Annotated in this window: 23 protein-coding genes; 7 read left to right on the top strand and 16 right to left on the bottom strand. The window is 71.4% G+C overall.

All coding sequences use genetic code 11. The features are described from left to right. Positions 1-23: 23 nt before the first annotated feature. The 9 genes from H4J02_RS01230 to H4J02_RS01190 form a co-directional block, all read right to left on the bottom strand. Positions 24-971, bottom strand: a complete 948-nt coding sequence (locus H4J02_RS01230; protein ID WP_187675330.1) for a 1-phosphofructokinase family hexose kinase — start codon at positions 969-971, stop codon at positions 24-26. After that, a complete protein-coding gene (locus H4J02_RS01225; RefSeq protein ID WP_187675329.1) occupies positions 968-1,900 on the bottom strand; it encodes a carbohydrate kinase family protein in 933 nt (310 codons plus the stop codon). Before H4J02_RS01225 ends, H4J02_RS01230 begins: the two co-directional genes overlap by 4 nt. Further along, positions 1,897-2,769 (bottom strand): carbohydrate ABC transporter permease, encoded by an 873-nt coding sequence (locus H4J02_RS01220; RefSeq protein WP_187675328.1) that lies wholly within the window; start codon positions 2,767-2,769, stop codon positions 1,897-1,899. Before H4J02_RS01220 ends, H4J02_RS01225 begins: the two co-directional genes overlap by 4 nt. Next, complete coding sequence (locus tag H4J02_RS01215) at positions 2,769-3,737, bottom strand: carbohydrate ABC transporter permease (protein WP_187675327.1); 969 nt, start codon at positions 3,735-3,737, stop codon at positions 2,769-2,771. Before H4J02_RS01215 ends, H4J02_RS01220 begins: the two co-directional genes overlap by 1 nt. A 29-nt stretch (positions 3,738-3,766) precedes the next feature. After that, entirely contained in the window at positions 3,767-4,645 is an 879-nt protein-coding gene (locus tag H4J02_RS01210) for an SIS domain-containing protein (protein ID WP_187675326.1), read from the bottom strand. Between the two features lie 65 nt (positions 4,646-4,710). Then, positions 4,711-6,012, bottom strand: coding sequence for an ABC transporter substrate-binding protein (locus tag H4J02_RS01205; protein WP_187675325.1), 1,302 nt, complete (start codon positions 6,010-6,012; stop codon positions 4,711-4,713). A 105-nt stretch (positions 6,013-6,117) separates the two neighbouring features. Beyond that, entirely contained in the window at positions 6,118-6,969 is an 852-nt protein-coding gene (locus H4J02_RS01200) for a carbohydrate ABC transporter permease (protein ID WP_187675324.1), read from the bottom strand. Next, positions 6,962-7,903: a carbohydrate ABC transporter permease gene (locus tag H4J02_RS01195; protein WP_187675323.1), complete on the bottom strand. Its 942-nt coding sequence runs from the start codon at positions 7,901-7,903 to the stop codon at positions 6,962-6,964. The genes H4J02_RS01200 and H4J02_RS01195 overlap by 8 nt, the downstream gene beginning before the upstream one ends. Beyond that, a complete protein-coding gene (locus tag H4J02_RS01190; protein ID WP_187675322.1) occupies positions 7,900-9,207 on the bottom strand; it encodes a sugar ABC transporter substrate-binding protein in 1,308 nt (435 codons plus the stop codon). Before H4J02_RS01190 ends, H4J02_RS01195 begins: the two co-directional genes overlap by 4 nt. 259 nt (positions 9,208-9,466) lie before the next feature. Between H4J02_RS01190 and H4J02_RS01185 the strand changes: the two genes are divergently transcribed. Beyond that, positions 9,467-10,567, top strand: coding sequence for an amidohydrolase family protein (locus H4J02_RS01185; RefSeq protein ID WP_187675321.1), 1,101 nt, complete (start codon positions 9,467-9,469; stop codon positions 10,565-10,567). A 248-nt stretch (positions 10,568-10,815) separates the two neighbouring features. Here H4J02_RS01185 and H4J02_RS01180 read toward each other — a convergent pair whose 3' ends face one another. Next, on the bottom strand, positions 10,816-11,403 hold the full coding sequence (locus H4J02_RS01180; RefSeq protein WP_187675320.1) for a uracil-DNA glycosylase family protein: 588 nt from the start codon (positions 11,401-11,403) through the stop codon (positions 10,816-10,818). Between the two features lie 4 nt (positions 11,404-11,407). After that, positions 11,408-12,217, bottom strand: a complete 810-nt coding sequence (locus H4J02_RS01175) for a DeoR/GlpR family DNA-binding transcription regulator (RefSeq protein ID WP_222942198.1) — start codon at positions 12,215-12,217, stop codon at positions 11,408-11,410. A gap of 85 nt (positions 12,218-12,302) precedes the next feature. Here H4J02_RS01175 and H4J02_RS01170 point away from each other — a divergent pair, with 85 nt between their 5' ends. Both H4J02_RS01170 and H4J02_RS01165 read left to right on the top strand, forming a co-directional pair. Beyond that, positions 12,303-13,625: an alpha-glucosidase/alpha-galactosidase gene (locus tag H4J02_RS01170; RefSeq protein WP_187675319.1), complete on the top strand. Its 1,323-nt coding sequence runs from the start codon at positions 12,303-12,305 to the stop codon at positions 13,623-13,625. Beyond that, on the top strand, positions 13,622-14,479 hold the full coding sequence (locus tag H4J02_RS01165) for a class II fructose-bisphosphate aldolase (protein WP_187675318.1): 858 nt from the start codon (positions 13,622-13,624) through the stop codon (positions 14,477-14,479). The genes H4J02_RS01170 and H4J02_RS01165 overlap by 4 nt, the downstream gene beginning before the upstream one ends. A gap of 544 nt (positions 14,480-15,023) precedes the next feature. Here the strand turns inward: H4J02_RS01165 and H4J02_RS01160 are convergent. Beyond that, positions 15,024-16,013: a LacI family DNA-binding transcriptional regulator gene (locus tag H4J02_RS01160; RefSeq protein ID WP_187675317.1), complete on the bottom strand. Its 990-nt coding sequence runs from the start codon at positions 16,011-16,013 to the stop codon at positions 15,024-15,026. A gap of 217 nt (positions 16,014-16,230) precedes the next feature. Between H4J02_RS01160 and H4J02_RS01155 the strand changes: the two genes are divergently transcribed. The 3 genes from H4J02_RS01155 to H4J02_RS01145 are packed head-to-tail and all read left to right on the top strand — an operon-like array spanning position 16,231 to position 20,242. After that, positions 16,231-17,475 (top strand): MFS transporter, encoded by a 1,245-nt coding sequence (locus H4J02_RS01155; RefSeq protein WP_262406165.1) that lies wholly within the window; start codon positions 16,231-16,233, stop codon positions 17,473-17,475. After that, positions 17,472-19,253, top strand: a complete 1,782-nt coding sequence (locus tag H4J02_RS01150) for a glycoside hydrolase family 2 protein (protein WP_187675315.1) — start codon at positions 17,472-17,474, stop codon at positions 19,251-19,253. Before H4J02_RS01155 ends, H4J02_RS01150 begins: the two co-directional genes overlap by 4 nt. Further along, a complete protein-coding gene (locus H4J02_RS01145; RefSeq protein WP_187675314.1) occupies positions 19,250-20,242 on the top strand; it encodes a DUF2804 domain-containing protein in 993 nt (330 codons plus the stop codon). Before H4J02_RS01150 ends, H4J02_RS01145 begins: the two co-directional genes overlap by 4 nt. A gap of 84 nt (positions 20,243-20,326) precedes the next feature. On the opposite strand, the gene H4J02_RS01140 is transcribed toward H4J02_RS01145, so the two are convergent. Both H4J02_RS01140 and H4J02_RS01135 read right to left on the bottom strand, forming a co-directional pair. Beyond that, complete coding sequence (locus H4J02_RS01140; protein WP_187675313.1) at positions 20,327-21,082, bottom strand: enoyl-CoA hydratase/isomerase family protein; 756 nt, start codon at positions 21,080-21,082, stop codon at positions 20,327-20,329. 126 nt (positions 21,083-21,208) lie between these two features. Next, the gene (locus tag H4J02_RS01135; RefSeq protein WP_187675312.1) at positions 21,209-22,345 is read right to left on the bottom strand and encodes an epoxide hydrolase family protein; all 1,137 of its coding nucleotides are present in this window, start codon (positions 22,343-22,345) and stop codon (positions 21,209-21,211) included. Between the two features lie 52 nt (positions 22,346-22,397). Between H4J02_RS01135 and H4J02_RS01130 the strand changes: the two genes are divergently transcribed. Next, a complete protein-coding gene (locus H4J02_RS01130; protein ID WP_187675311.1) occupies positions 22,398-23,351 on the top strand; it encodes a YafY family protein in 954 nt (317 codons plus the stop codon). Positions 23,352-23,423: 72 nt separating this feature from the next. Here the strand turns inward: H4J02_RS01130 and H4J02_RS01125 are convergent, their stop codons facing one another. After that, positions 23,424-24,188, bottom strand: coding sequence for an isocitrate lyase/phosphoenolpyruvate mutase family protein (locus tag H4J02_RS01125; protein WP_187675310.1), 765 nt, complete (start codon positions 24,186-24,188; stop codon positions 23,424-23,426). Between the two features lie 29 nt (positions 24,189-24,217). Beyond that, complete coding sequence (locus H4J02_RS01120) at positions 24,218-24,568, bottom strand: DUF2200 domain-containing protein (RefSeq protein WP_187675309.1); 351 nt, start codon at positions 24,566-24,568, stop codon at positions 24,218-24,220. Between the last annotated feature and the right edge of the window lie 11 nt (positions 24,569-24,579).

Below are 24,579 nucleotides of genomic sequence, written 5' to 3'. Positions count from 1 at the left end.
AGCGCTCGCGAGGGCCACGGGCGTCAGGCATCCGCGGTCTCCGGGGCCGCGCCGGCCTCCGCGCCCGCGAGATAGCGCACCTCGATACGGGCCGCGAGCGGGGCGACGTCCGCCGGGTCGAAGACCGCGGCACCGGGGCGCAGGGTGTTCGCGGCGGCGACCGCCGACGCCGAGCGCAGGGCCTCGGGCAGCGCGATGCCGTCGTCGAGGGCGAGCAGCAGCCCCGCGAGGAACGAGTCGCCCGCGCCGACCGTGTAGCGGCCGACGGGCGGCGAGGTCACGCGCCAGGCGCCCTCGGCGTCCACCCCGAGGCTCCCGGATGCGCCGTCGGTGACGATCGCGACGCTCGCGCCCCGCGCGCGCAGGCGGGCCGCGAGCTCCTCCAGGTCCCCCGCGCCGACCGCCTCCTCGGCCTCCGCGCGGTTGACCTTGACGAGCTCGGGACGCGTGCGCTCGAGCACGGCGGCGAGTGCGGAACCGCGGAGGTCGACGGCGAGCCGCACCCCTCGATCGACCGCTGACGCGAGCGCCTCCGCGAGCACCACGGTGCGGGCTTCGGGCACCGAGCCCGACACGGCGAGCCAGCCCCTGTGCACGCGCGCGAGGGCCGCGGCGACCGCCTCCCAGGCCGCGTCGTCGAGCTCCGGCGCCCGCTCGTAGAACTCGGTGATGCGCCCGTTCGAGGCGTCGACGACGCTCACGCACATGCGCGTCGGCTCGCTCGACGGCACGGGCTCGACAAGCACGCCGTCGGCGTCGAGCGTGGCGCGGATGCCCTCGCCGACGGCGCCGCCGAGGGGCGCGATCGCACGCACGAAGCCGCCGAGCGTGTGAACCGCGCGAGCGACGTTGAGCGACTTGCCTCCCGGGAGCGCGAGCTTCCAATCGGGCCGGTGGATATCGCCCACCTCGAGCTCCGGCACACCGTAGGTGACGTCGAGTGCGGGCGAGAGCCCGAGGCACGTGATCACGCGCTCAGCTCCGCTTCGACCTCCGCGCGTGTCGCCTGGCCGCCGGTGCCGCCGGCCCCGCGCGTCGAGAGCGACCCCGCGACGGCGGCCCAGCGCACGGCCTCGGCGAGGGGTCGGCCGTCCAGCCACGCCGCGAGGAAGCCGGCGTCGAAGCTGTCGCCCGCGCCCGTCGTGTCGACGACGTCGAGCACGAGTCCGGGTGCGCGCACGACCTCGCCGTGGGGTGTCGCGGCGAAGCCGCCCGCCGCCCCGTCCTTCACGACGACGACGGGCCCGCGGGCCGCGAGCGACCGTGCGGCCTCCACGGCATCCGCGGGCTCGTCGCCGAGCGCACGCGCGAGGGCGATCGCCTCCTGCGCGTTCGGCAGCAGCAGGTCGAGGTGCGGCAGGCACTCCGCGACCCCGGCCCACGCCTCTGCCGGGTCCCAGTTCGTGTCGAGGCTCGTCGTCGCGCCGCGCGAGCGCAGCTCGGCGAGCACGCGCGGCAGCTCGGCGGCGAGCGCGGGCACGAGGAAGAAGGATGCGACGTGCAGGTGGGTGGCGTCGTCCGCGGCCGCGAGCACGTCATGCGCCGTGACCCGCGCGAGCGCGCCCGTGAGTGTGAGGATCGCGCGGTCGTCGGTCGCCGACAGGATGACCGAGACGCCCGTCGGCTCGTCGCTCATCACGGAGACGGATGCCGTGTCGACCCCCGCCTGCTCGAGCAGCTCCCGCGTGCGCGCGCCGAACACGTCGTCGCCGACGCGTGCCACGAGCGATGTCGCGACGCCGAGGCGCGCGAGCCCCGCGGCGCAGATGCCGGCGCTTGAGCCGAGCACGAGATCCGCCCCCTCGAGCAGCTGCTCCGCCTGGCCGAACCGCGGCACGACGTCGCCGCGCAGCACGAGGTCGAGGTTGGCGTCGCCCGCCACGAGCACGCGCGCCGTCATCCCTTGAGCCCCGACATCGTCATCGTCTGCACGAACTGCTTCTGCGCGAAGAGGAAGAACAGCACGAGCGGCAGCGTCGCCACGACGTTGCCCGCCATGAGCAGCGACCACTGCGTGCGCCGCGTGCCCTGGAAGTTCGCGATGCCGAGCTGCACCGTGAACCAGTCCTCGTTGTTGATCGCGATGAGGGGCCAGATGAGGTCGTTCCACGAGCTCAGCAGCGTGAAGATCGCGAGCGTCGCCATCGCCGGCCGGGCGAGCGGAAGCACGACCCGCAGGAAGATCTGCAGGCGGTTCGCGCCGTCGAGCGCCGCGGCCTCCTCGACCTCCGCGGGGATCGACAGGAAGAACTGCCGCATGAGGAAGATGCCGAACGCGGATGCGAGCCACGGCACGAACGCGGCCGCGACGGTGTTCACGAGGCCGAGCTTCGAGAACATGATGTAGGTCGGGATCATGAGCAGCTGAGTCGGGATCATGATCGTCGCGACGATCATGAAGAAGCCGACGTTCCGGCCCCGGAACTGCAGGCGCGCGAACCCGTACCCGGCGAGCGAGCACAGCACGATGTGCGACGCGATCGACACGACCGAGACGATCGTCGAGTTCGCGAGCCAGCGCACCACATCCGTCGTCGTGAAGAGCGAGAAGAAGCCGTCGAGGGTGAGCCGCGACGGGAAGAACGGGGGCGGGAACTTCACGAGCTCCTCGGCCGGCGAGAGCGAGGCGAGCAGCATCTGCGCGAACGGGATCACGAAGATGAGCGCGATGGGCGCGAGCACGAAGTGCCACGGACTGAACCGGCCCTTGGGCTTGCGCCCCCGCCCCTCGGCCGTGTGGAGGGCGCGCGTGGCCGTCGTGATCGCCATCAGAACGCCTCCAGCTTCCGGCTGCGCGCGTAGAGCACCATGCCGATCGTGATGAGCAGGGTCACGAAGAACAGCACGTAGGCCGCCGCCGAACCCCCGCCGAAGTCGAGCGCCTTGAAGGCCTTCTCCCACAGGTAGTAGACGATCGTCTTCGTCGAATCGAGGGGACCGCCTCTCGTCGTCGTGTAGACGAGATCGAACAGCTGCAGGGCGCCGATGACCTGCCAGATCGTGACGAACACCGTCACGGGGCTGAGCTGCGGCCACACGATGCGCCAGAAGGTCTGCCAGCGGTTCGCGCCGTCGATGCGCGCCGCCTCGAGCAGGTCGCCCGGCACATCCTGCAGGGCGGCGAGGTAGATGACGGTCGTGAACGCCGCCTGACCCCACAGCGACATGATCGCGATGACGATCATCGCCTGGTTCGGGTCCTCGAGCCAGCCCTGCGCGGGCAACCCGAGCGAGCGCAGCACGTTGTTGGCGAGGCCGAACTGCGGGCTGAAGAGGTAGGTCGACAGGATGCCGGTCGCCGCCGCCGAGGCGACGAACGGCACGAAGATCGCCGTGCGGTAGAGGCCGATGAGCGGGATGTCGCGGTTGAGTGCGACGGCGAGGAACAGCCCCAGCAGCACCGAGGCGGGCACGAAGAGCAGCACGAAGAGGCCCGTGTGCGACACGGCGGCCCAGAACTCCTCGTCGCTCAGGAGCTTGCCGTAGTTGTTCCCGCCGACCCACTTCGGCGGCGCGAAGCCGTTCCACTTCTGCAGCGAGAGCACGAACGCCCACACCGCGGGGAAGATCGAGAGACCGAGGATGATGACCATCGCCGGGGCGACGAACGCCCAGCCGGTGAAGTCGGCGAGCCCGCGGCGCTTGCGGGCGCCCGCGCGCGTGTCGGGTGCCGACCCGCGGGGGCTGCCGCCCGCATCCGCTCGCGGAGCCTCGCGTGTCTCGGTGATCGTCGCCATCGTCGCCTCCTCGACCTATCTTGTCGGCGTCAGGAGAGCACGATCGACCGCGTCAGGTGACGCGGCTTGTCGGGGTCGAGTCCGCGCGAGACCGCCGTGTCGACCGCGAGCTGCTGCGCGAGCGCGAGCTGCACGAGCGGGTCGGCGTCCGACTGCACCACCTGCGCGCCGGTCGCCTCGATGTCGCGCGCGAGGTCGTCGTCGCGCACGCCGAGCAGCCACACGAGCGAGCCGGGGTGCGCGACCGCGAGCGGGCCGTGGCGGTAGTCGAGCAGCGGGTACGACTCGGCCCACGCCTGCGCGGCCTCCCGCACCTTGAGCGCCGCCTCCTGGGCGAGGCCGTAGGTCCAGCCGCGACCGAGGTAGACGATGTGATCGAAGCCCTCGGGGGTCTGCGGTGCGCCCGTGGCGAGCGCCTCGGAGGCCTCATCGGGCAGGGCGGAGACGTCGTCGCCGAACGCCGCGCGCGCGAGGAAGAGGAACGTCGTCGGGAAGCGCGTCTGCACGACCGAGCGCTCGTCGGCGAAATCGAGCAGCAGCACCTCGTCGGCGAGCTCGGCCACCGGCGAGTCCGCGACGCCCGTCACGACGATCTTGCGCACACCCTCGGGCACCTCGCGCAGGGCGTCGATCACCTCGGTCGTGGTGCCCGAGCGCGAGATCCCGAGCACGGCGTCGTAGGGGCGCCACGGGCGGGGCTCGGATGCGTAGGCCGCGTCCGTCTCGCCGAAGCCCGCGGCCTCCCGCAGCAGAGCGAACGACTCTGCCACGAAGGCGGAGGTGCCGCAGCCGATGACGAGCATGCGCTCGCCCGACCGGGTCAGCATCCGCGTGGCGTCGTCGAGGAGGTCGAGCGAGCGACGCCAGATGTCCGGCTGGCTCTCGATCTCGAGGGAGGTGATGTTCATGAGGGGATGCGCTCCTGCAGCGGGGTGGGGGCGGGGCGGTCGACTGACCGCCCCGCCGGGGTGGATCAGTTGTCGGCGAGAGCCTCGTCGGCCTTCTTCGCGGCGTCCTCGAGGGCCTCCTTCGGGTCGCCCTGACCCTGGAGCACCTTCGAGATGGCCGATCCGATGGCCTCGGAGAGCCCGACGTAGCCCGCCACCGTGGGACGCGACTTCACCGCGTTCTCGTTGTTGGCGGCCATGATGTCGATGCCCGGGAGGGCGACGACCTGGGCCTGGAACTCGGGGCTGTCGATCTCGCTCGCGCGGAGCGGCAGGTTGCCGAACTCGACGTTCCAGCGCACGTCCTGCTCCGGAGCGGTGAGCCACTTGAGCAGCTCGACCGACCAGTAGTTCTCGTTGACGTCCTGCGTGTCGAACAGCGCCCAGATGTCGGGGCCCGAGACGGTCTGGTGGTCGCCGTCGGTTCCCGGAAGCACGGTGACGCCGTACTGCGTGCCGGCCGTGTTGAGGTCGTAGAGCTGCCACGGGCCGGAGGTCATCATGCCGATGCGGTCGGCCGCGAAGAGCTGCGCGAACTTGGTGTCGGTCTGGTCGAGGTAGATGCTCTTGTCGTCGACGGCCATCTGGCGGAGGAACTCGAGGGCGTCGACGCCCGCGTCGCTCGCGAAGGCGGCGGTGCCGTCGTCGTTCAGGATCTCGCCGCCGTTCTGCCACAGGTGCGGCCAGAACTGCCACGTCGTCTCCTCGGAGCCCGACACCGAGTAGGCGTAGCCGTAAGTCTCGGTCGCCGGGTCGGTGAGCTTCTTCGCGGCGTCGCGGAAGTCGTCCCAGCTCCACTCCTCGGTCGGGTACTCGACGCCCGCGGCGTCGAAGACCGTCTTGTTGTAGATGAGGGAGAGGTTGTCGACAAGAGCCGGGAAGCCGATGATCTTCTCGCCCGTCGGCTGCACGGTCGCGCGCGCGGCCTCCGAGAACTCGTCCCAGGCGAACGAGGGGTCCTCGACCTGGTCGCGCAGGTCGAGCGTGCGGCCCGACGACTCGAGCTCGCTCGCCCAGGAGCCGAAGGAGTACGAGATGTTCGGGTAGGTGTCGCTCGCGAAGCCCGCGGAGAGCTTCTGCAGCAGCTCCTCGGTCGACGAGGCGCCCGAGGAGATGTCAACGGTGACGTTCGGGTGGAGCTCCTCGAACTCGTCCGCGAGGCCCTCGAGGATGCTCTCGGCCTCGTCGGCCTGACCGGTCCACCACGTGATGGTGACGTCGGCCTCGGGGTCGAGCTCGGTGGCGCCTCCTGCCGAGCATCCGGTGAGCGTGGCGGCGGCTGTTGCGGTGGCTGCGGCGAGGGCGAGCCAGGTGATGCGACGGTGCATTGCGGTGTCCTCTCGTGCGGGTGAGTCCATGGTGGGGCGCTAGTGAGCGATTGACAATCTGATTGCGTGATTCGATCACTTCAAGTGATCGCAGTGAACGGCCCGCTACTTCATCCCGGAGAACGCGAGGCCGTCGATGACCTTGCGCTGCAGCGCGATGAACAGGATGAGGATGGGCGCGAGCGCCATGACGCTCGCGCCCATGATCACCGGGTAGCTCGTGTTGTTCTTGTCGCCCACGAGGGTCGCGAGACCCGCCGAGAGCGGCATGTTCTCCTGGTAGGTCGTCACGACGAGCGGCCACAGCAGCTCGTTCCACGACCACAGCGCCGTGAGGATCGCGAGCACGTTGATGCTCGGCCGCACGAGCGGCAGCATGACGTTCCAGAAGACGCGCAACGGTGACGCCCCGTCGAGCCGCGCGGCCTCCTCGAGCTCGTCGGGCAGGTTCTGGAACGCCGTGTACATGAGGAAGGTGCCGAACGCGCTGAACAGGCCGGGCGCGACGATGCCGATGAGGGTGTTGAGCCATCCGAGTCCCTGCACGATCTGGTATTGCGAGATGAGGTACACCTGCGACGGCACCATGAGGATCGACAGCACGATGCCGAGGATGTATCCCCGACCGAAGAAGCGCATCCGGGCGAACGCGTAGCCGGCGAGCGTGCACAGCAGGATCTGGGCAAGCGTGCGGATGACCGTGATGAGCACCGAGGTGCGCAGCTGCGAGACGAACGGCAGGCGCTCGAACACGACGGCGTAGTTCTCCCAGTGGAGCTCGCTCGGCCAGAAGTGCGGCGTGACCGACTGCACCTCGGCGTTCGTCGAGAGCGACATGAGGATTTGCCACACGAACGGGAACGCCATGAGCACCCCGCCCACTCCGAGCACGACGTGGGCGAGCACATGCGAGCCGCGGCGGCCGCCACGGCGGCGACGGATGGCGACGTCAGTCATTGACGACCCACTTCCTCTGGAGGCGGAACTGCACGAGCGTCGCCATGCCGATGATCGCGAGGATGACCATCGCGATCGCCGCGGCGTAGCCCTTGTCGCCGAGGGTGAAGCCCTCGCGGTAGAAGAAGTAGACGAGCGACATGCTCTTCGGCACGATCGGGTTCGAGCTGCCGAGGATCGCGTAGAGCAGGTCGAACAGCTGGAAGCTCGAGATGGTCGTGACGACCGTCACGAAGAAAATGCTCGGCGTGAGCAGCGGCACCGTGATCGACGTGAACCGACGCCACGCGGATGCGCCGTCGAGCTCGGCGGCCTCGTAGTACTCCGGCGGGATCGCCTTGAGGCCCGCACCCAGCACGATGATCGCGAACCCGAGCGACGACCACAGCCCGACGATCGCAACGGCGACGAGCGCCACGCCGGGAGTGCTCGTCCAGTACGGCCCGTCGATCCCGACGAGCGAGAGCACCCAGTTGAGCACGCCGAAGTCGCCGTTGAAGATGATGCGCCACACCATCGCGACGGCCGTCGGCATCGCGATGTAGGGCAGGAAAAACAGCACGCGGTAGACGGCGGCGAAGCGCAGCCCCGGCGTGTTGAGCAGGGTCGCGAGCACGACCGCGATCGGGATGCCGAGCAGCACGATCGCCGTGTAGAGCAGCGTGTTGCCGATCGACTGGTAGAGCTTCGGGTCGACGACGAGCCGCGCGTAGTTGTCGATGCCCGTCCACGTCGTGCCGCCGAACACGCCCCACTCGGTGAACGAGAAGTAGAAGGTCTGCAGGATCGGCCACAGATAGAAGGTGGCGATGCCGATGAGCAGCGGGAGCACGAACAGCCACGGCCAGGCTCCGTCCCGCCGGCGGGCCTGGGCCTCCGCCCCGCCGCGCCGGGTGGCGCGCGCGGGGCGGAGGCGTGCGGGGGCGGAGCTCATCGCTCCTTGGCCAGGGCGTCGTCCATCTGCTGCGCGAGATCGACCGTGACATCCGCCACCGAGCGGTCGCCCGAGAACGCCTCGGGGAGCAGCTCGGCCTCGAACGCGTTCCACGCGGCCGAGTTCTTCGACACGGGCAGCGGCACGGCGTAGTCCACGGCGTCGAGGAAGACCTGCAGGTTCACACCCGGGAGCGAGCCGACGAACGACGACTGCGTGCCGGTGAACGCGGGGATGATCGACCCGACCTCGCCCTGCTGCTGCTGCGCCTCCTTGCTCGCGAGGAACACCTGGAGCGCGCGCGCCGCCTGCTTGTTCTTGCTGTTGGCCGAGACGACGTTCGCGACGCCGTGGATGACGGTGGCCTGCTTCTCGCCCCTGGGGAGCGGGGCGACCTGCACGTCGGCCTCGACATCCGATCCCCCGATGGCGCCGCGGAACCAGCTGCCGCCGTAGTACATGGCGAGCTTGCCCGAGGTGAACCACTGGTCGGCGGGGGTGTCGGTGAGCTGCTGCATCGAGGGCGAGGCGCCGCTCGCGATGAGGTCGGCCCAGAACTGGAGGCCCTTCTGGGTGGCCTCGTCGGCGTAGCCCGAGGTGCCGTCGGCGGTGATGACCTCGCCGCCCGCCTGGAAGATCGTGTTGTAGTACGTGGTCTGGCCGTCCATGCCGCCCGCGACGCCGTACACGCCCTGGTCGGCGAGCGCCGTCGAGATCTGCTCGCCGGCCGCGCTCACGTCGTCCCACGTCCAGTCGGCGGTGGGCTCGTCGACGCCCGCCGCGGCGAAGAGCGCCGTGTTGTACCAGAGGCCGATCGTGTCGAAGTCCTTCGGGACCCCGTACTGCACGCCGTCGAGGTTGTAGAGGTCGACGAGGGCGCTCGGGTAGTCGGCGGTGTCGATGTACCCGCCGTCGACGAGCGTCGTGATGGGCGCGACCTTGCCGTTCGAGGCGTAGAGCTGGAAGTTCGGGCCGTTGAGCCAGAACAGGTCGGGCAGCGTGTCGCTCGAGGCCTGGGTCTGGATCTTCGTCCAGTAGTCGCCCCACGGGGTGACGTCGAGGTTGACCTTGATGTTCGGGTACTGCGCGTTGAACTCCTCGAGGTTCGCCTCGATCGCGGCCTGCTGGCTCGCGTCCCAGAACGCGTAGGTGAGCTCGGCCTGCAGATCGGATGCGGGCGGCGCGTAGTCGGCGTCCGAGCCGGCGTCGCCCGCCGGACCGGAGCAGGCGGCGAGGAGTGCGACCGTGCTCGCCGCCGCTGTGGCGGCGAGGGCCATACGGCCGCGGGTGCTGGTGCGTTGCATCGGTGTCCTTTCGGTACCGTCCGGGCACGTGGCCGTACGCCGGGCGTCGGGAGGGGTGCCTGCACGCGTGGTGAACTCCGCCCCATCGCGTGAAGTTGGTCAGATGCTGGCCCCCTCGCGCGTTTCCGGCAAGAATCACTCAGGAATCTGCGCGAAATGATCATGCTGATTGATCATTTGGTTCCAGCCTTTCGCGGGGGCCCATAGCCTGGCCGAACCCGGGGATGCGCCGGGGCCCGCAACAGCACAGGAGCCGCCCGTGACCGAGAACTCCGACACCTCCCTCTCGTGGGAGGAGCTGCGCACCCTGCCGGTGCCCGAGTGGCATCCGGTCGCCCAGCTGCGACTGCCCGCCACCGAGGTCGAGCGGGCCGCCTTCCCGGCGATCGACGTCCACAACCACCTGGGCCGCTGGTTGACGGGCGACGGCGGCTGGATGATCGACGACCCGGATGCGCTCGTCGCCGTGATGGACGCGTGCGGCGTCGAGACGATCGTCAACCTCGACGGCATGTGGGGCGACGAGGTCACCGCCAACGTCGAGCGCTACGACCGCGCCTACCCCGGCCGCTTCCTCACCTTCTGCCAGCTCGACTGGGCCGAGCTCGCATCCGAGGGCGGCGTCGACCGGCTGCGCGCGTCGCTCGACGACAGCGCGGCGCGCGGAGCACGCGGCGTCAAGATCTGGAAGAACCTCGGGCTCACGATCCGCGACGCGGATGGCGCGCTCATCCTGCCCGACGACCCGCGCGTCATCGACGTCGTGCGGCACGCGGGCGAGCTCGGGCTGCCGGTGCTCATCCACACGGCCGACCCGAAGGCGTTCTTCGAGCCGCTCGACGCACACAACGAGCGCATCGACGAGCTCATGCAGATGAAGGAGTGGTGGTTCGGCGACCGCGCCGTGCACCCCACCTTCGACCGGCTGCTCGCCGCGCACCGCACGCTCGTCGAGTCGTGCCCCGGCACGCGCTTCATCGGCGCGCACGCCGGCTGCGCCGCGGAAGACCTCGACCTCGTCGAGCGCCTCCTCGACGACTGCCCCAACTACACGATCGACATCGGCGGACGGATGGCGGAGCTCGGTCGCCAGCCGCGACGGTTCCGCGCGCTGCTCGAACGGCATCCGGATCGCGTGCTCTTCGGCACCGACATCTACCCCGCGACGCCCGAGCAGTTCCGCCTGCACTTCCGCTTCCTCGAGACCGAGGACGAGGCGTTCGAGTACGCGCCGGGCGAGCCCGTGCCGCCCCAGGGGCGCTGGACCGTGTCGGCGCTCGGCCTGCCGCCCGAGCTGCTCGAGCGCGTCTACCGCGCGAACGCGCAGAGCGTGCTGGGGCTCGCCGACACCGCTGGTTGAGTCGCCCGCCCCTCACCGGTGGTTGAGTCGCCCGCCCCTCACCGCTGGTTGAGTAGCCCGCGCAGCGGGCGTATCGAAACCACCCCCACGCACGACGTCACCACGGGGCTGGTTTCGACACGCGCCTGCGGCGCTACTCAACCAGCGGGCGGGGCGCCTGCGGCGCCACTCAACCAGCGGTACGCGCACAACCCGGTGGTTGAGTAGCCCGCGCAGCGGGCGTGTCGAAACCACCCCCACGCGCGACGTCACCGCGTGCCGAGCGCCTGCGCGACGAGCTCGCGCAACGTCGGCACGACATCCGCCTCGAACCACGGGTTGCGCGCGTGCCAGCGGAAGTTGAGCGGCGATGGATGCACGAGCGGCACGAACGGCAGGTACTCGGCGTGCGCCCGCACCGTCTCGGTGAGTGTGCCGCGGCGACGCGGGCCGAGGTAGTGCGCCTGGGCGTACGACCCCACGAGGAGCGTGAGGCGGACGCGCGGCATGAGCGCGAGGAGCGGCGGATGCCAGCGCGCCGCGAACCCGCGCCGCGGCGGCAGGTCGCCTCCCGCGCCGCGACCGGGATAGAAGAAGTCCATCGGCACGAGCGCGAACGCCGCCGGGTCGCGGAAGGTCTCCTCGTCGACACCGAGCCAGTCGCGCAGGCGCGCCCCGCTCGCGTCGTCGAACGGCACCCCGGAGACCTGCGCCTTTCGACCCGGGGCTTGCCCGATCACCGCGATGCGTGCATCCGGGTGAGCCGTGAACACGGGGGCGTAGCCGAGCGCGCGGAACGCGGCGTTCTCGGGGTCGGCGAGCACCGCATCCCGCAGCGCCTCGATCGGGTCGCTCATGGCCTCAGGCGAGCACGACCTCCACGCCGGCGTCGCGCAGCCGCTGCAGCTCCTCGGGGTCGGCGGAGTCGTCGGTGATGAGCGTCGTGATGTCGGAGACCTCGGCCATCTGGGCGAGCGCCGCGCGACCGATCTTGGACCCGTCGGCGACCACGATCGTGCGCTGCGCCTTCGACACCATCGCGTGGTTCGTGCGCGCCTCCGTCTCGTCGTGGGTCGTGACGCCCGCGGCGGCGGAGACGCCGTCGGCGCCGAGGATCGCGGTGCCGACGTTGACGGCCTTGAACGTGCCCTCGGCGAGCACGCCGACGAGCTCGAGCGACTGCGGACGCAGGATGCCGCCCGTCATGACGACCTTGAGCCGCGGGTACGACGCGACGAGCGAGGCGATCGAGAGCGAGTTGGTGACGATCGTGAGGTCGGCGTGGTTGACGAGCTCGCGCGCGACCCCCGCGGTCGTCGTGCCGCCCGAGAGCGCGACAGCGTGGCGCTCGCGTGGGATGCGGATGGCGGCGGCGCGCGCGATGCGGCGCTTGGCGTCCTGGAAGCGGGTGTCGCGCAGCGCGACGGGCACCTCGGCGAGCGATCCGGCGGCCTTCGCGCCGCCGTGAGTGCGCACGATGAGCCCCTGATCGGCGAGCACGGTGAGGTCGCGGCGCAGCGTCGCGGCGGAGCTCTCGAACAGCTCGGAGAGCTCGGCGAGCGAGATCTCGCCGCGCTCGGCGATCGCGTCGAGGATGTCCGCCATGCGGCGGGAGCGCTTGGGCGACCCGCCGAGCTCGGCGACGGTGCTGGTGCTGTAGGCGGTGGCCATGGCAAGCGAGCATGACAGATGAGCGAATGGGCGTCAATCCGCTCATTTCATTGCGCGACTTGTGCAACCTCCCGACAATCGAGGCATGCCGAAGATCGTCTTCCTCGGGGCCGGGAGCGTCGTGTTCACACGACAGCTGCTCACCGACCTGCTGCGCTTCCCCGACCTGCCCGTGCTCGACATCGCCCTCCACGACATCGACGCCGAGCGTCTCGAGGTCGCCCGGCTCACGGCCGAGAACGTCGCGACGCAACTGGGCCGCGAGGTGCGCGTCACCGCATCCGCCGACCGCCGCGAGGCGCTCGCCGGCGCCGACTTCGTGATCAACATGATCCAGGTCGGCGGCATCGACGCGACGCGCGTCGACCTCGAGGTGCCCGCCCGCAAGGGCCTGCGCCAGACCATCGGCGACACGACGGGCGTCGGCGGCGTCTTCCGGGCGCTGCGCACCTTCCCCGTGCTCACCGGAATCGCGCGCGACATGACGGAGCTGTGCCCCGACGCCTGGTTCCTCAACTACACCAACCCCATGGCGATGAACATCTGGTGGATGTCGGTCGTCGCCCCCGAGATCAAGGCCGTCGGCCTCTGCCACAGCGTCTACTGGACGGTCAACGACCTGTGCGAGCTCGTGGGCGTGCCGCTCGAGGGCACCCACTACCGTGCCGCGGGCGTCAACCACCAGGCGTGGCTCACCGAGTGGAGCCGCGACGGCGAGGACCTCTACCCGCGCCTGCGCGAGCGCATCGCATCCGACCCCGAGCTCGCCCGGCGCGTGCGCGTCGAGATCTTCCGCCGCATGGGCTACTACCCCACCGAGACGAGCGAGCACTCGTCGGAGTACCTCGACTGGTTCCTGCGCGACGACGCCCAGATCGAGCGCTTCCGCCTCGAGCCGCTGCAGTACATCGGCATCTCGGAGGACAACGTGCGCGAGTTCGAGGAGGCCCGCGCGACCCTCGCCGCGGGTGGCGACGTGCCGCTGCACGAGGAGGGCGACGCCGCCGAGTACGCGCCGCAGATCATCCACTCGATGCTCACGGGCACCGCGCGCGAGATCCACGTCAACGTGCCGAACCGCGGCTACATCTCGAACCTCCCGCAGGATGCGGCGGTCGAGGTGCCCGCGACGGTCGACGCCTCGGGCGTGCACCCGGTCACGTGGGGCGAGGTGTGGCCGGCCGGCGCCGCGCTCAACCGCACCTACCTCTCGGTGGCCGAGCTCGCCATCCGCGCCGCCCGCGAGGGCGACCCCGAGCTCGTGCGCCGCGCCGTGCTCGTCGACCCCAATGCGAGCTCGACGCTCACCCCCGAGCAGATCTGGGAGCTGTGCGACGAGCTCACCGAGGCGCACGCCCACCTGCTGCCCGAGAACCTCGGCGGCTGCGTGCCGCACGTGCTGCCGTGAGCCTCGCCTCGACCCGCGAGCTGCTGGATGCCGCGGTCGCGTCCGGCGGGGCTGTCGCTGGGTTCAACGTCATCACCCTCGAGCACGCCGAGGCGATCGCACGCGGCGCGGCGGATGCGGGGGTCGGCGCGATCCTGCAGCTGAGCGAGAACGCCATCCGCTTCCACGGGGGCGACCCGCGCCCGATCCTCGCGGGCTGCCGCGCGGTGGCCGAGGCGGCATCCGTGCCGCTCGCGCTGCACCTCGACCACATCGAGGATGCGGCGCTCGTCGACCTCGCGATCGCGAACGCGCGCGAGTGGGGCCTCGGGTCGATCATGGTCGACGCGTCGAAGCTCGACTACGCCGGCAACCTGGCTGCGACCGCGGATGCCGCGCGCCGCGCGCACGACGCGAGCCTGTGGGTCGAGGCGGAGCTCGGCGAGATCGGCGGCAAGGACGGCGCCCACGCGCCCGGCGTGCGCACCGACCCCGACGAGGCCGCCGAGTTCGTCGCCGCCACGGGCGTCGATGGGCTCGCGGTCGCGGTCGGCAGCTCGCACGCGATGCGCGAGCGCACCGCGGGGGTCGACACGGAGCTCGTGGCGCGCATCGCCGCCGTCGTGCCCGTCTCGCTCGTGCTGCACGGATCGTCGGGCGTCGCCGACGACACGATCCGCGCGGCGGTCGCGGCCGGCATCCGCAAGGTCAACGTCGGCACGGCGCTCAACATCGCGGGTACGGCCGCCGTGCGCGAGGTGCTCGCGGCGAACCCGGATGCGGTCGACCCGCGGCCCTACACGTCGAGCGCGCGCGACGCGATGGCGGATGTGGTGGCGCACTTCGCGGGGCTGCTCGCCACACCTGCTGGTTGAGTAGCGCCCGAAGGGCGACCCCTCCCGCTGGTTCAGTAGCGCCCGAACGGCGCCCCACCCCCGCCGGTTGAGTAGCGCCCGAAGGGCGCCCCCACCCGTTGGTTGAGTAGCGCCCGAAGGGCGCGTATCGAAACCACACCGACGCCATACGCTCGTCGGGTTTCGATACGCCCGCTGCGCGGGCTACTCAACCAGCGGTAAGGCGGGCCCCCGACGGACGCGGCACACCCGCTGGTTGAGTAGCGCCCGAAGGGCGACCCCTCCCGCTGGTTCAGTAGCGCCCGAAGGGCGCCCCACCCCCCGCCGGTTGAGTAGCGCCCGAAGGGCGCGTATCGAAACCACCGACGCCATACGCTCGTCGGGTTTCGATACGCCCGCTGCGCGGGCTACTCAACCAGCGGTGAAGCGCGGCGCCCGCCCGGAAGCCGTGGCGACGCCATACGCTCGCCCGGTTTCGATACGCCCGCTGCGCGGGCTACTCAACCAGCGGTAAGGCGGGCACCCGACCAGCGGTAGGCAAAGGGAGCGGCGAAGCGGCCCCCGCCTATGTGCTCTCGCGGGGCAGCACGCGGTGGGGCACCGCGGACGTCGGCACCGGCTCCCCGAGCACCGCGGCGACCGCACGACGCGCGAGCTCGGCCTTGTCGGGCGCGACCGTCGTGAGACGCGGGTTCGCGAAGCGGCCCTCGGGGATGTCGTCGAAGCCCGCGACGGCGACGTCGGCGGGGATGCCGAGCCCCGCGTCGTGCAGCGCGCGCATGACGCCGATCGCGACCTCGTCGGTGACGCAGAACACGGCGTCGAGCTCACCCGCCGTGGCTCGCCGCGCGGCCTCCCGGCCGGCGTCGTAGCCGTCCTGCCACGTGTAGTCGCGAACCGGGATGTCGGGCACCTGCTCGAGCCCCGCCACCTCGCGACCGGCGCGCGCACCCTGGCGCCGCAGCGCGTCGAAGCGGGGGGCGGCATCCGAGTCGAGACCCAGGTAGGCGACGCGCCGCCGTCCCGCTGAGGCGAGCACGCCCACGACCTCGGATGCCGCGGCCGCGTTGTCGATGGCGACGGGCGCCGCGACGCCCCCGCGCTCGCGCCCCACGAAGTGCTCGCCGATGAGGGTCACGGAGGTGCGCGCCGCCACGCCTGCGACGTCATCGGCGGTGAGGCCGAGGGGGCTCAGGATGACGCCCTCCGGCTGGAGGCCGAGGAGTCGCTCGATCTCGACGAGCTCCCGCTCGCGCGTGCCGCGAGTCTGGGCGACGAGCGTGCCGAGTCCGCGCGCGGCGGCCTCCTCGACGATGAGCGTGCCGAGCTCGCCGAAGTAGCCGACGCCGATCTCGGGCACGGTGAGCCCGATGACGCCGCTGCGTCCCGTGCGCAGCTGCTGGGCGACGCGGTTCGGCACGTAGCCGAGCTCGTCGATCGCACGCAGCACGCGCTCGCGCACCTCGGGGCTCACGTGCGGGAAGCCCGTCACGACGTGCGAGACCGTGCGGCGGCCCACGCCCGCGCGATCGGCGACGTCCTGCTGGGTGACCACGGTGTCCTCTCAGGCTCGCAGGCGCTACAGTTGCGGAGGGTTTTCCACGTGGAAACCCCCGCGTGGAACCACGTTACAACCCGATCCAGGACCTCCGACGACGATGTCAAACCCGGCCCCCACATCCGCGAACCCCGCCCGTGTACCCGACGAGGGCGGTGATGCCGGAGCCGTCACCAGACGCGAGCGCCCCGGCGCGCGCGTCTGGTGGACGGTCGTGGTCGTCGGCCTGGTCGGCCAGCTCGCGTGGACCGTCGAGAACATGTACCTCAACGTGTTCGTCTACGACGTCATCACGCCCGACCCGAACGCGATCGCCGCGATGGTCGCCCTCAGCGCGATCGTCGCGACCCTCACGACGATCGTCGTGGGCGCGTGGTCCGACCGCATCGGCCGCCGCCGCGCCTTCATCGCCTTCGGCTACCTCGCGTGGGGCGTCTGCACGGCCGCGTTCGGCCTGCTCGCACCCGCCGAGGGCGTCGTCGCGGCACCCTTCCTGCTCGCCGCGATCATCGCGGTCATCGCACTCGACTGCATCATGAGCATCTTCGGCTCCACGGCGAACGACGCCGCCTTCGCCGCCTGGATCACGGATGCCACCACGCCTCGCACGCGCGGTCGCGTCGACGGCGTGGTCGCGATCATGCCCCTCATCGCGATGCTCGTCGTGTTCGGCGCCCTCGACGGCCTCACCCGCGCGGGCGAGTGGCGGCTGTTCTTCGCGATCGTCGGCGCCGTCACGAGCGTCACGGGCATCGTGGCGTGGTTCCTCGTGCGCGACGTGCCGCGGGCGGCGGATGCGGATGCGGCATCCGGCTCCACCCTCACGCGCATCGTGCGCGGCTTCCGCCCCTCCACCATCCGCGCGAACCCGGGCCTCTACCTCTCGTTCGCCGTGTGGCTCGTCGTCGGCACCGCGAGCCAGGTGTTCCTGCCGTACGTGATCATCTACCTGCAGCGCTGGCTGCAGATCGAGTCGTACGCGATCGTGCTCGGCGTCTCGCTGCTCACGGCATCCGTCATCAGCATCCTCGGCGGCCGCCTCATGGACCGCGTCGGCAAGCGCCGGATGCTGCTGCCCGCGACGGGACTGTTCGCGATCGGCCTCGTGGGCATGTTCTTCGCACGCGACATGGTGCCGGTGATCGTGGCGGCATCCGTCGCCCTCGGCGGCATGATGCTCGGCATCGCGTCGATCTCGGCGACCGTGCGCGACCAGACCCCCGAGGGCGAGGCGGGGATCGTGCAGGGGCTGCGCATGGTCATGGCGATCATGGTGCCGATGATCGCGGGGCCGTTCATCGGCGCGTGGGTCATCTCGGGCGCCGGGCAGACGTACGTCGATCTCGGCGTCGTGAAGCCCGTGCCGGGTCCGGAGATCTTCCTCGGCGCGGCAGCCGTGCTCGTGCTCGTGCCGCTCGTCGCGTACGTGCGCTCGCGCGTGGAGCGCCGCGCGCGATGACGTCGCAGCCCGCCGACGCCCTCGTGCCGCTGCCCGAGTACCCACGCCCGCAGCTGCGTCGGGCCGGGTTCACGATCCTCAACGGCACGTGGGAGCACGCGTTCACGGCCGCCGACGCGCCCCAGCCGACCGGGTGGGATGGCCCGATCGTCGTGCCGTTCTCGCCCGAGGCGGAGCTCTCGGGCGTCGGCCGTCAGCTGCAGCCCGACGAGACGCTCTGGTACCGCCGCACCTTCGCCGCGAGCGCACGGCCGGGCGAGCGCGTCATCCTGCACTTCGGGGCGGTCGACCAGCGCTGCCGCGTGCGCGTGAACGGCGTCGAGGTGGCAACCCACGTAGGGGGTTACCTGCCGTTCTCGGCCGACATCACCGACGCGCTCGCCGACGCAGAGCTGCACGAGCTCGTCGTCGAGGTGCGCGACGCGAGCGACACCTCCTTCCACTCGCGCGGCAAGCAGAAGCTGCGCCGCGGGGGCATCTGGTACACCGCGCAATCGGGCATCTGGCAGACCGTGTGGCTCGAGACCGTGCCGACCGTGCACGTCGCGAGGCTCCGGATGCGCACCCCCGGCATCCGCGACGGCCTCGCCGAGGCGACGCTCGAGCTGCGGGTGACCGCATCCGACGACCACCCCCACCCGTTCACGGCGACCGTGCTCGCCGAGGGCCAGGTCGTCGTCCGAGCCGATGGCGTCTCGGGCGACGATCTGCTGATCCGCATCCCCGAGCCGCGCACCTGGGCGCCCGAGCATCCGTTCCTCTACGACCTCGAGATCTCGCTCAGCGACGACCGCGTCGAGAGCTACGTGGGCCTGCGCTCGGCCGAGGTGGTGCCGGATGCCGTGGGCGTGCCTCGCCTGCACCTCAACGGCGAGCCGTACCCGCACATCGGCGTGCTCGACCAGGGCTACTGGCCGGGCGGGCTCTACACGGCACCCGACGACGCGGCGCTCGTGCGCGACATCGAGGCCATGAAGCACCTCGGCTTCACGATGCTGCGCAAGCACATCAAGATCGAGCCGCTGCGCTGGTACTTCCACTGCGATCGGCTCGGCATGCTCGTGTGGCAGGACGCCGTCAACGGCGGTCGCGAGTACCCGGCGCGCGTCGTGACGCTGCCCGTCGCGCACCCGCGCATCCGCTTCTCCGACCGGCGGTACGCGGCCTTCGGGCGAGCGGATGCGGAGGGTCGCGCCGAGTTCCTGCGGGAGCTCGACGAGACGATCGAACTGCTGCGCAACAGCCCCGCGGTCGTCACCTGGGTGCCGTTCAACGAGGGCTGGGGGCAGTTCGACGCCGCCTCCGTCGCGGAGCGCGTACGGGCGCTCGACCCCGACCGCATCGTCGACCACGCGAGCGGATGGCACGACCAGCGAGCCGGCGACCTGCGGAGCCTGCACGTGTACTTCCAGCCCATCCGTCCCGCCCGCTGGTGGGGGCGCGACGGGCGCGCGCTCGTCGTGTCGGAGTACGGCGGCTACAACCTGCGCCTGCCGGGCCACGACTACCCCGAACGCGAGTTCGGCTACCGCCGCGCGAAGGACTCCGCCGAGCTCACGGCGCAGTACGAGCGCCTGCACCGTCGCGAGATCATCCCCGCGCTCGAGCACGGCCTCTCCGCCACGGTCTACACGCAGCTGTCCGACGTCGAGGACGAGTCGAACGGCATCCTCACCGCCGACCGCACCGAGGTGAAACTGGACGCGGACACCGTGCGGGCCATCAACCACGACATCCGCCGCCGCTTCGCGGCCGTCACCTCTGGAGCACCCGAATGAGCGAGCGCGAGATCATCGCCCCCGTCGCCCTCTGCCGCCCCGACGGCAGCCTCAACCCCGATGCCGTGGGCTGGAGCCGCCGCCCGCTGCACGACACCTCGGGCATCGGGCGCGGCCTGCGAGACAAGGGCCGTAACAAGCGCTGGGAGTACTGGGCGATCGTCTCCCCCACGCACATCGTGTCGGTGACGGTGTCGTCGCTCGACTACGCGGCGCTGCACGGCTTCTGGGTGCGCGACCGCCGCACGGGCGAGACGATCGACCGCGGCCGCATCGGCGGCGCGTGGACGGCGAGCCTGCCCGGCTCGCTCGGCGACGAGCCGGCGCGCGCGAAGTCCGGCTCGCTCGAGATCGACATCCGCGACGAGGAGGGCGGCACCCATCTGCGGGCGCGCGCCGACGGCCTCTCGGTCGACGTGCTCGCCGAGGCGGATGCCGACCACCAGTCGCTCGCGGTCGTCGTGCCGTGGTCGGAGCGCCGCTTCCAGTACACGATCAAGGACGTCGGCCGCCGCGCCGTCGGCACCCTCACGGTGGGCGACGAGACCATCGAGCTGACGGATGCGTGGGCCGTGCTCGACCACGGACGCGGACGCTGGCACCACGACGTGCGCTGGAACTGGGCCGCCGCCGTCGGCCGCACCGACGGGCACCAGGTGGGCCTGCAGTTCGGCGCCCGCTGGACCGACGGCACGGGCATGACCGAGAACGCCCTCATCGTCGATGGGCACGTCACGAAGATCTCCGAGGACGTCGCGTGGGGCTACGACCTCGACCGGCCGATGGAGCCGTGGACGCTCCGGGGCACCGACGTCGACGTCACCGTGACGCCCGAGTACGACCACGTCTCGCGCACGAACCTCGGCATCATCGGCACGCGCGGCGACCAGGTGTTCGGCCACTTCAACGGCTGGATCCGCGTCGACGGCCGGCGCATCGAGGTGCGCGACCTCTTCGGCTGGGCGGAGGACGTAGCCAACAAGTGGTGACGGGTCCGCGAAAGTACGTACTTTTCGCGAGAACCGGGCCGATTCGAGGGAAAAGTACGTACTTTCGGGGACGACGACGGGCGGTTACTTGGCGGCGAAGGCGGCCGTGAGGCGCCGGCCGTCCGGGCTCTCGTAGGCGGCGCCGATCAAGCGGGCCTCCTCGGCGAGCTGCTCCGCGAACGGCCGGTGGGCCGCGTCGCGCACGAGGCGCTTCGCACGCCCGTAGGCGGATGCGGCTCCCGCGATCCACGAGCGCGCCACGGCCTCCGCGCGGGGGCCGACCTCGGCATCCGGAACCACCTCGGCTGCGAGACCCCACTCGACCGCCTCGGCGCCCGAGAGCACCCGGTCGCTCAGCACGAGCTGGAGCGCGCGCCGCTCGCCGACCGCGCGAGCGAGCTGCGCCGACACCGAGAGGTCGGGCGTGAGGCCGACGTTGGCGTAGCGGCTGCCGATCTTCGAGCTCTCGCCGACGACCGCGTAGTCGCCCGAGAGCAGGATGCCGAGCCCGCCGCCGACGACGGCGCCGTGGGCGGCCACCGCGACGGGCAGCTCCGACTCGGTGAGGGCCCGGATGCCGCGGTTGATGACGCCCGCGAGCTCGGTGAGGGCGGGGCCCGAGCCGAGCTCGACCATGGCCCGCACGTCGCCGCCCGCGCAGAACGCGGGGCCCGCGCCCTCGAGCAGCACCGCGTGCACGTCGTCGCGCGCGACGACCTCCTCGGCGATGCGTGCCCACGCGTGGCCCGTCTCGCCGTCGAAGGCGTTGAGCCGCTCGGGGCGGTTGAGGGTGATGCGGGCGAGGCCCTGATCGACGGTGAGCAGGATGGGGTCGGCCATGGCGCGACGGTACCACCCCTCCGGGGGCGCGCCTTGCACACGCTGATCGGTCGGTTTCTGGCCTCAAACCGCGGGTTTGAGGCCAGAAACCGACCAGTCAGCGCACGATCACTCGGCGACCGGAGGTCAGCGGCGGGCCACGACCTCGGCGAATGCGCGGAGCTCGGCGACCACGGCATCCGGGGCCTCGAGCGCGGCGTAGTGGCCGGCATCCGTTCCGCGACCCCAGTAGACGATGTTCGCGTTGTCGCGCTCGGCGAACACCTTGATCGTCTGGAAGTCGTGCTCGAACACCGTCACGCCGACGACGCCGGGGTTCACGACGGGCTCGGCGCCCGAGTGCGCCTCCTCGAAGTGGTAGCGGCCGACCGACGCCGAGGTGTTCGTGAACCACTCGATCGAGGCCTCGAGCAGAAGCTGCTCGTCGGTCACGCGGCTCGTTCCGTTGCCGAACGACTGGAAGAGCTCGTTCCAGGCGAGCTGGCCGGCGGGCGAGTCGGAGAGCGCCGCCGCGACCGTCTGGGGCCGCGACGCGTTGAACGCGTTGTAGCCGCCCACCGACTGGAACCACTGCATGTGCTCGAGCGCCGCGTAGTCGGCGGGCTCGAGCTTCTCGAACTCGGCCGGGTCGCCCGAGGGGAACGCGAACAGCTGCAGCACGTGCGCGCCGAGGAAGCCCTCGGGGCTCAGGATGGCGAGCTCGCGTCCGACGAGCGCCCCCATGTCGCTGCCGTGGCTGAGGTAGCGGTCGTAGCCGAGGCGGCGCATGAGCTGGTCGTAGGTCTCGGCGACGCGCTTGATGGTCCAGCCGCGGTCGACGAGCGGCGTGCTGAAGCCGAAGCCGGGCGCCGAGGGGATCACGAGCGAGAACGCGTCCTCGGCGCGGCCGCCGTGGGCCACCGGGTCGACGAGCGGGTCGATCATGTCGAGGAAGTCGGCGACCGTGCCGGGGTAGCTGTGCACGAGCAGCAGCGGGGTCGCATCCGGAACCTGCGACTCGACGTGGAGGAAATGGATCGTCTGGCCGTCGATCTCGGTCGTGAACTGCGGGTAGGCGTTGAGGCGCGCCTCCTGCGCGCGCCAGTCGAACCCGCGCCACGCCTCGACGAGCGGGGTGAGGTAGTGGTTCGGCATCCCGTAGCTCCAGTCGTCGCCCGGCGCGGGCTGCGGCAGGCGCGTGCGCGCGAGCCGCTCGCGCAGGTCGTCGATGTCGGCCTGAGGGATGTCGATGCGGAAGGGGGTGATGGTGGTGTTGTTCGTCATGCCCTCACGGTAGGTTCGCATCAGGCACGTTTCTTTCCTGATTCGAGAACCCATGTCGACGCGCACCCAACGCCTCCTCGAGCTGCTCGCGATGCTGCAGTCGGGGCGGGCCTGGAGCGGGCCGGAGCTCGCCGAGCGGCTCGACGTGAGCGAGCGCACGGTGCGCGCCGACGTCGGCACGCTCCGCGAGCTCGGCTACCCCGTGGATGCGGTGCGCGGCCGGGCGGGCGCGTACCGGCTGGGTGCGGGGGCGCGCGTCCCTCCCCTGCTGCTCGACGACGACGACGCGGTCGCGGTCGCCGTCGGGCTGCGGGCAGCATCCGCGGTCCCCGGCGTCTCCGAGACGAGCGCCCGCACGCTCGCGAAGCTCGAGACGGTGCTGCCGGCGCGCGTGCGCGACCGTGTGAGCGCCATCCGCAGCTCCGTCGACGAGGGGCCCGCCAACACAAGCTCGAACGTCGCCGACCCCGAGCTCGACCCCGCCGCCCTCGCGCAGGTCGCCGCGGCCGTGCGCGACACCGAGTGGCTGCGCTTCGAGCTCGGCGGGGCCGCGCACCTCGTCGAGCCGTACCGCGTCGTGAGCTGGCAGCGGCGCTGGTACCTCGTGGCGCGGGATGCCGCGACGGGCGAGTGGGGCACGTACCGGCTCGACTGGATGCGGCTCAAGCAGCCCACGCGGCGCCCGTTCCGCCCGCGGCCGCTCAGCGAGGAGCGCTACACGGAGCTCGTCGTGCGCACGGTCGCGTCGTCGGGGTGGGCGGTGCACGCGCGGATCGAGGTGCTCGCACCCGCGGACGAGGTGCTCGCGCGCATCAACCCCGCCGTCGGGGTCGTCGAGGCGCTCGACGCCGGGCGCTGCGTGCTCGTGACGGGCGGCGACAGCTACGAGACGATCGCGGTCTACATCGGGATGCTGGGGCTCGACTTCCGCGTCACCGCGCCCGCCGAGCTCGTCGACCACGTGCGGATGCTCGGGGCGCGCTACGCGCGGGCCATCTCTCGCTGACCGGTCGGTTTCTGGCCTCAAACCGCAGGTTTGGGGCCAGAAACCGACCACTCAGCGAATGGAGCGCCGGCGTCAGTTGAGGGCCGGCGTGTCCTCGGGGATGACGCCGCCACCGTAGAGCGAGGCGCCGAGGTCGCGCAGCGCACGGAGGGCGACGCGCTGGGTCAGGGGGCCGTAGGAGATGCGGGCCACGCCCATCCGCTCGTACTCGGATGCGGGAAGCGCGCCCGGCAGGCCGATGATCGAGAGCTTGCCCCCGAAGGCCTCGACGAGCGGCTCGATCAGCTCGCGCTGCGTCGGGCCGGGCACGAAGACGAGCGCGGCACCCTCCGCGAGGAACGCGCGGCCGCGCGCGATCGCCTCGCCGAGCTTCCACTCGACATCACCCTCGCCGAGGAACGCGTCGGTGCGCGCGTTGAGCTGGAACGCGACGCCCTCCGCCTCGGCGGCGCGCGTGATCGCGCGCACACGCGCGGCCGCCTCCTCGAGCGGGCGCATCCGGTCCTCGACGTTGGCGCCGACGACGCCGAAGCCGATCACGCGGCGCACGGTCTCGCCGGGCTCGTCGTAGCCGTCGTCGAGGTCGGCGCTCACCGGCAGGTCGACCGCCTCGGCGATGACGCGGGCGCCGTCGAGCGCGACGTCGAGCGGCATCCCGCCGTCGGGGTAGCCGTGGCTCGCGGCGATCGAGTGGCCGGCGGTCGCGAGGGCGCGCGTGCCGGGCAGCTCGGCGATGACCTTCGCGCTCACCGCATCCCACACGTTGACCACCTGCAGGATCTCTGGCGCCTCGTGGAGGGCCTGAAGGGCGAGCGCTTTGTCGTGAGTCGTCGTCATGCCCCCTGACGCTACGCCCTGCCGCGCGGCTACGCCGGGGTGCGCAGCACCTTCTGCAGCGCCTTGCCCCGCGCGAGCTCGTCGACGAGCTTGTCGAGATAGCGGATCCTCTGCATGAGCGGGTCGTCGATCTGCTCGACCCGGATGCCGCAGATGACGCCCGTGATGAGGCTCGCGGCCGGGTTGATGCGGGCGCCGTCGAAGAACTCGCGCAGCGTCGTGCCGGCCTCGATGTGGGCCTGCACCTCGGCCGGGGTATAGCCCGTGAGCCACTCGATGACGTCGTCGAGCTCCTCGGTCGTGCGCCCCTTGCGCTCCACCTTCTCGACGTAGAGCGGGTAGATGCGCGCGAAGCTCATGCCGTAGATGCGGTGCTCCATGCCGAAAGGGT

The sequence above is a fragment of the Protaetiibacter sp. SSC-01 genome (genome assembly GCF_014483895.1).
Lineage (GTDB): Bacteria > Actinomycetota > Actinomycetes > Actinomycetales > Microbacteriaceae > Homoserinibacter.
Note: the sequence above shows the minus strand (reverse complement) of the source record. Positions and strands in the feature narration are given on the sequence as shown.

Coding starts and splice junctions, on each gene's coding strand:
- H4J02_RS01225 (WP_187675329.1), bottom strand. CDS start 1,900: ATGACGGCGCGCGTGCTCGTGGCGGGCGACGCCAACCTCGACCTCGTG.
- H4J02_RS01220 (WP_187675328.1), bottom strand. CDS start 2,769: ATGGCGATCACGACGGCCACGCGCGCCCTCCACACGGCCGAGGGGCGG.
- H4J02_RS01215 (WP_187675327.1), bottom strand. CDS start 3,737: ATGGCGACGATCACCGAGACACGCGAGGCTCCGCGAGCGGATGCGGGC.
- H4J02_RS01210 (WP_187675326.1), bottom strand. CDS start 4,645: ATGAACATCACCTCCCTCGAGATCGAGAGCCAGCCGGACATCTGGCGT.
- H4J02_RS01205 (WP_187675325.1), bottom strand. CDS start 6,012: ATGCACCGTCGCATCACCTGGCTCGCCCTCGCCGCAGCCACCGCAACA.
- H4J02_RS01200 (WP_187675324.1), bottom strand. CDS start 6,969: ATGACTGACGTCGCCATCCGTCGCCGCCGTGGCGGCCGCCGCGGCTCG.
- H4J02_RS01195 (WP_187675323.1), bottom strand. CDS start 7,903: ATGAGCTCCGCCCCCGCACGCCTCCGCCCCGCGCGCGCCACCCGGCGC.
- H4J02_RS01190 (WP_187675322.1), bottom strand. CDS start 9,207: ATGCAACGCACCAGCACCCGCGGCCGTATGGCCCTCGCCGCCACAGCG.
- H4J02_RS01180 (WP_187675320.1), bottom strand. CDS start 11,403: ATGAGCGACCCGATCGAGGCGCTGCGGGATGCGGTGCTCGCCGACCCC.
- H4J02_RS01175 (WP_222942198.1), bottom strand. CDS start 12,217: ATGGCCACCGCCTACAGCACCAGCACCGTCGCCGAGCTCGGCGGGTCG.
- H4J02_RS01170 (WP_187675319.1), top strand. CDS start 12,303: ATGCCGAAGATCGTCTTCCTCGGGGCCGGGAGCGTCGTGTTCACACGA.
- H4J02_RS01150 (WP_187675315.1), top strand. CDS start 17,472: ATGACGTCGCAGCCCGCCGACGCCCTCGTGCCGCTGCCCGAGTACCCA.
- H4J02_RS01145 (WP_187675314.1), top strand. CDS start 19,250: ATGAGCGAGCGCGAGATCATCGCCCCCGTCGCCCTCTGCCGCCCCGAC.
- H4J02_RS01140 (WP_187675313.1), bottom strand. CDS start 21,082: ATGGCCGACCCCATCCTGCTCACCGTCGATCAGGGCCTCGCCCGCATC.
- H4J02_RS01135 (WP_187675312.1), bottom strand. CDS start 22,345: ATGACGAACAACACCACCATCACCCCCTTCCGCATCGACATCCCTCAG.
- H4J02_RS01130 (WP_187675311.1), top strand. CDS start 22,398: ATGTCGACGCGCACCCAACGCCTCCTCGAGCTGCTCGCGATGCTGCAG.
- H4J02_RS01125 (WP_187675310.1), bottom strand. CDS start 24,188: ATGACGACGACTCACGACAAAGCGCTCGCCCTTCAGGCCCTCCACGAG.
- H4J02_RS01120 (WP_187675309.1), bottom strand. CDS start 24,568: ATGGAGCACCGCATCTACGGCATGAGCTTCGCGCGCATCTACCCGCTC.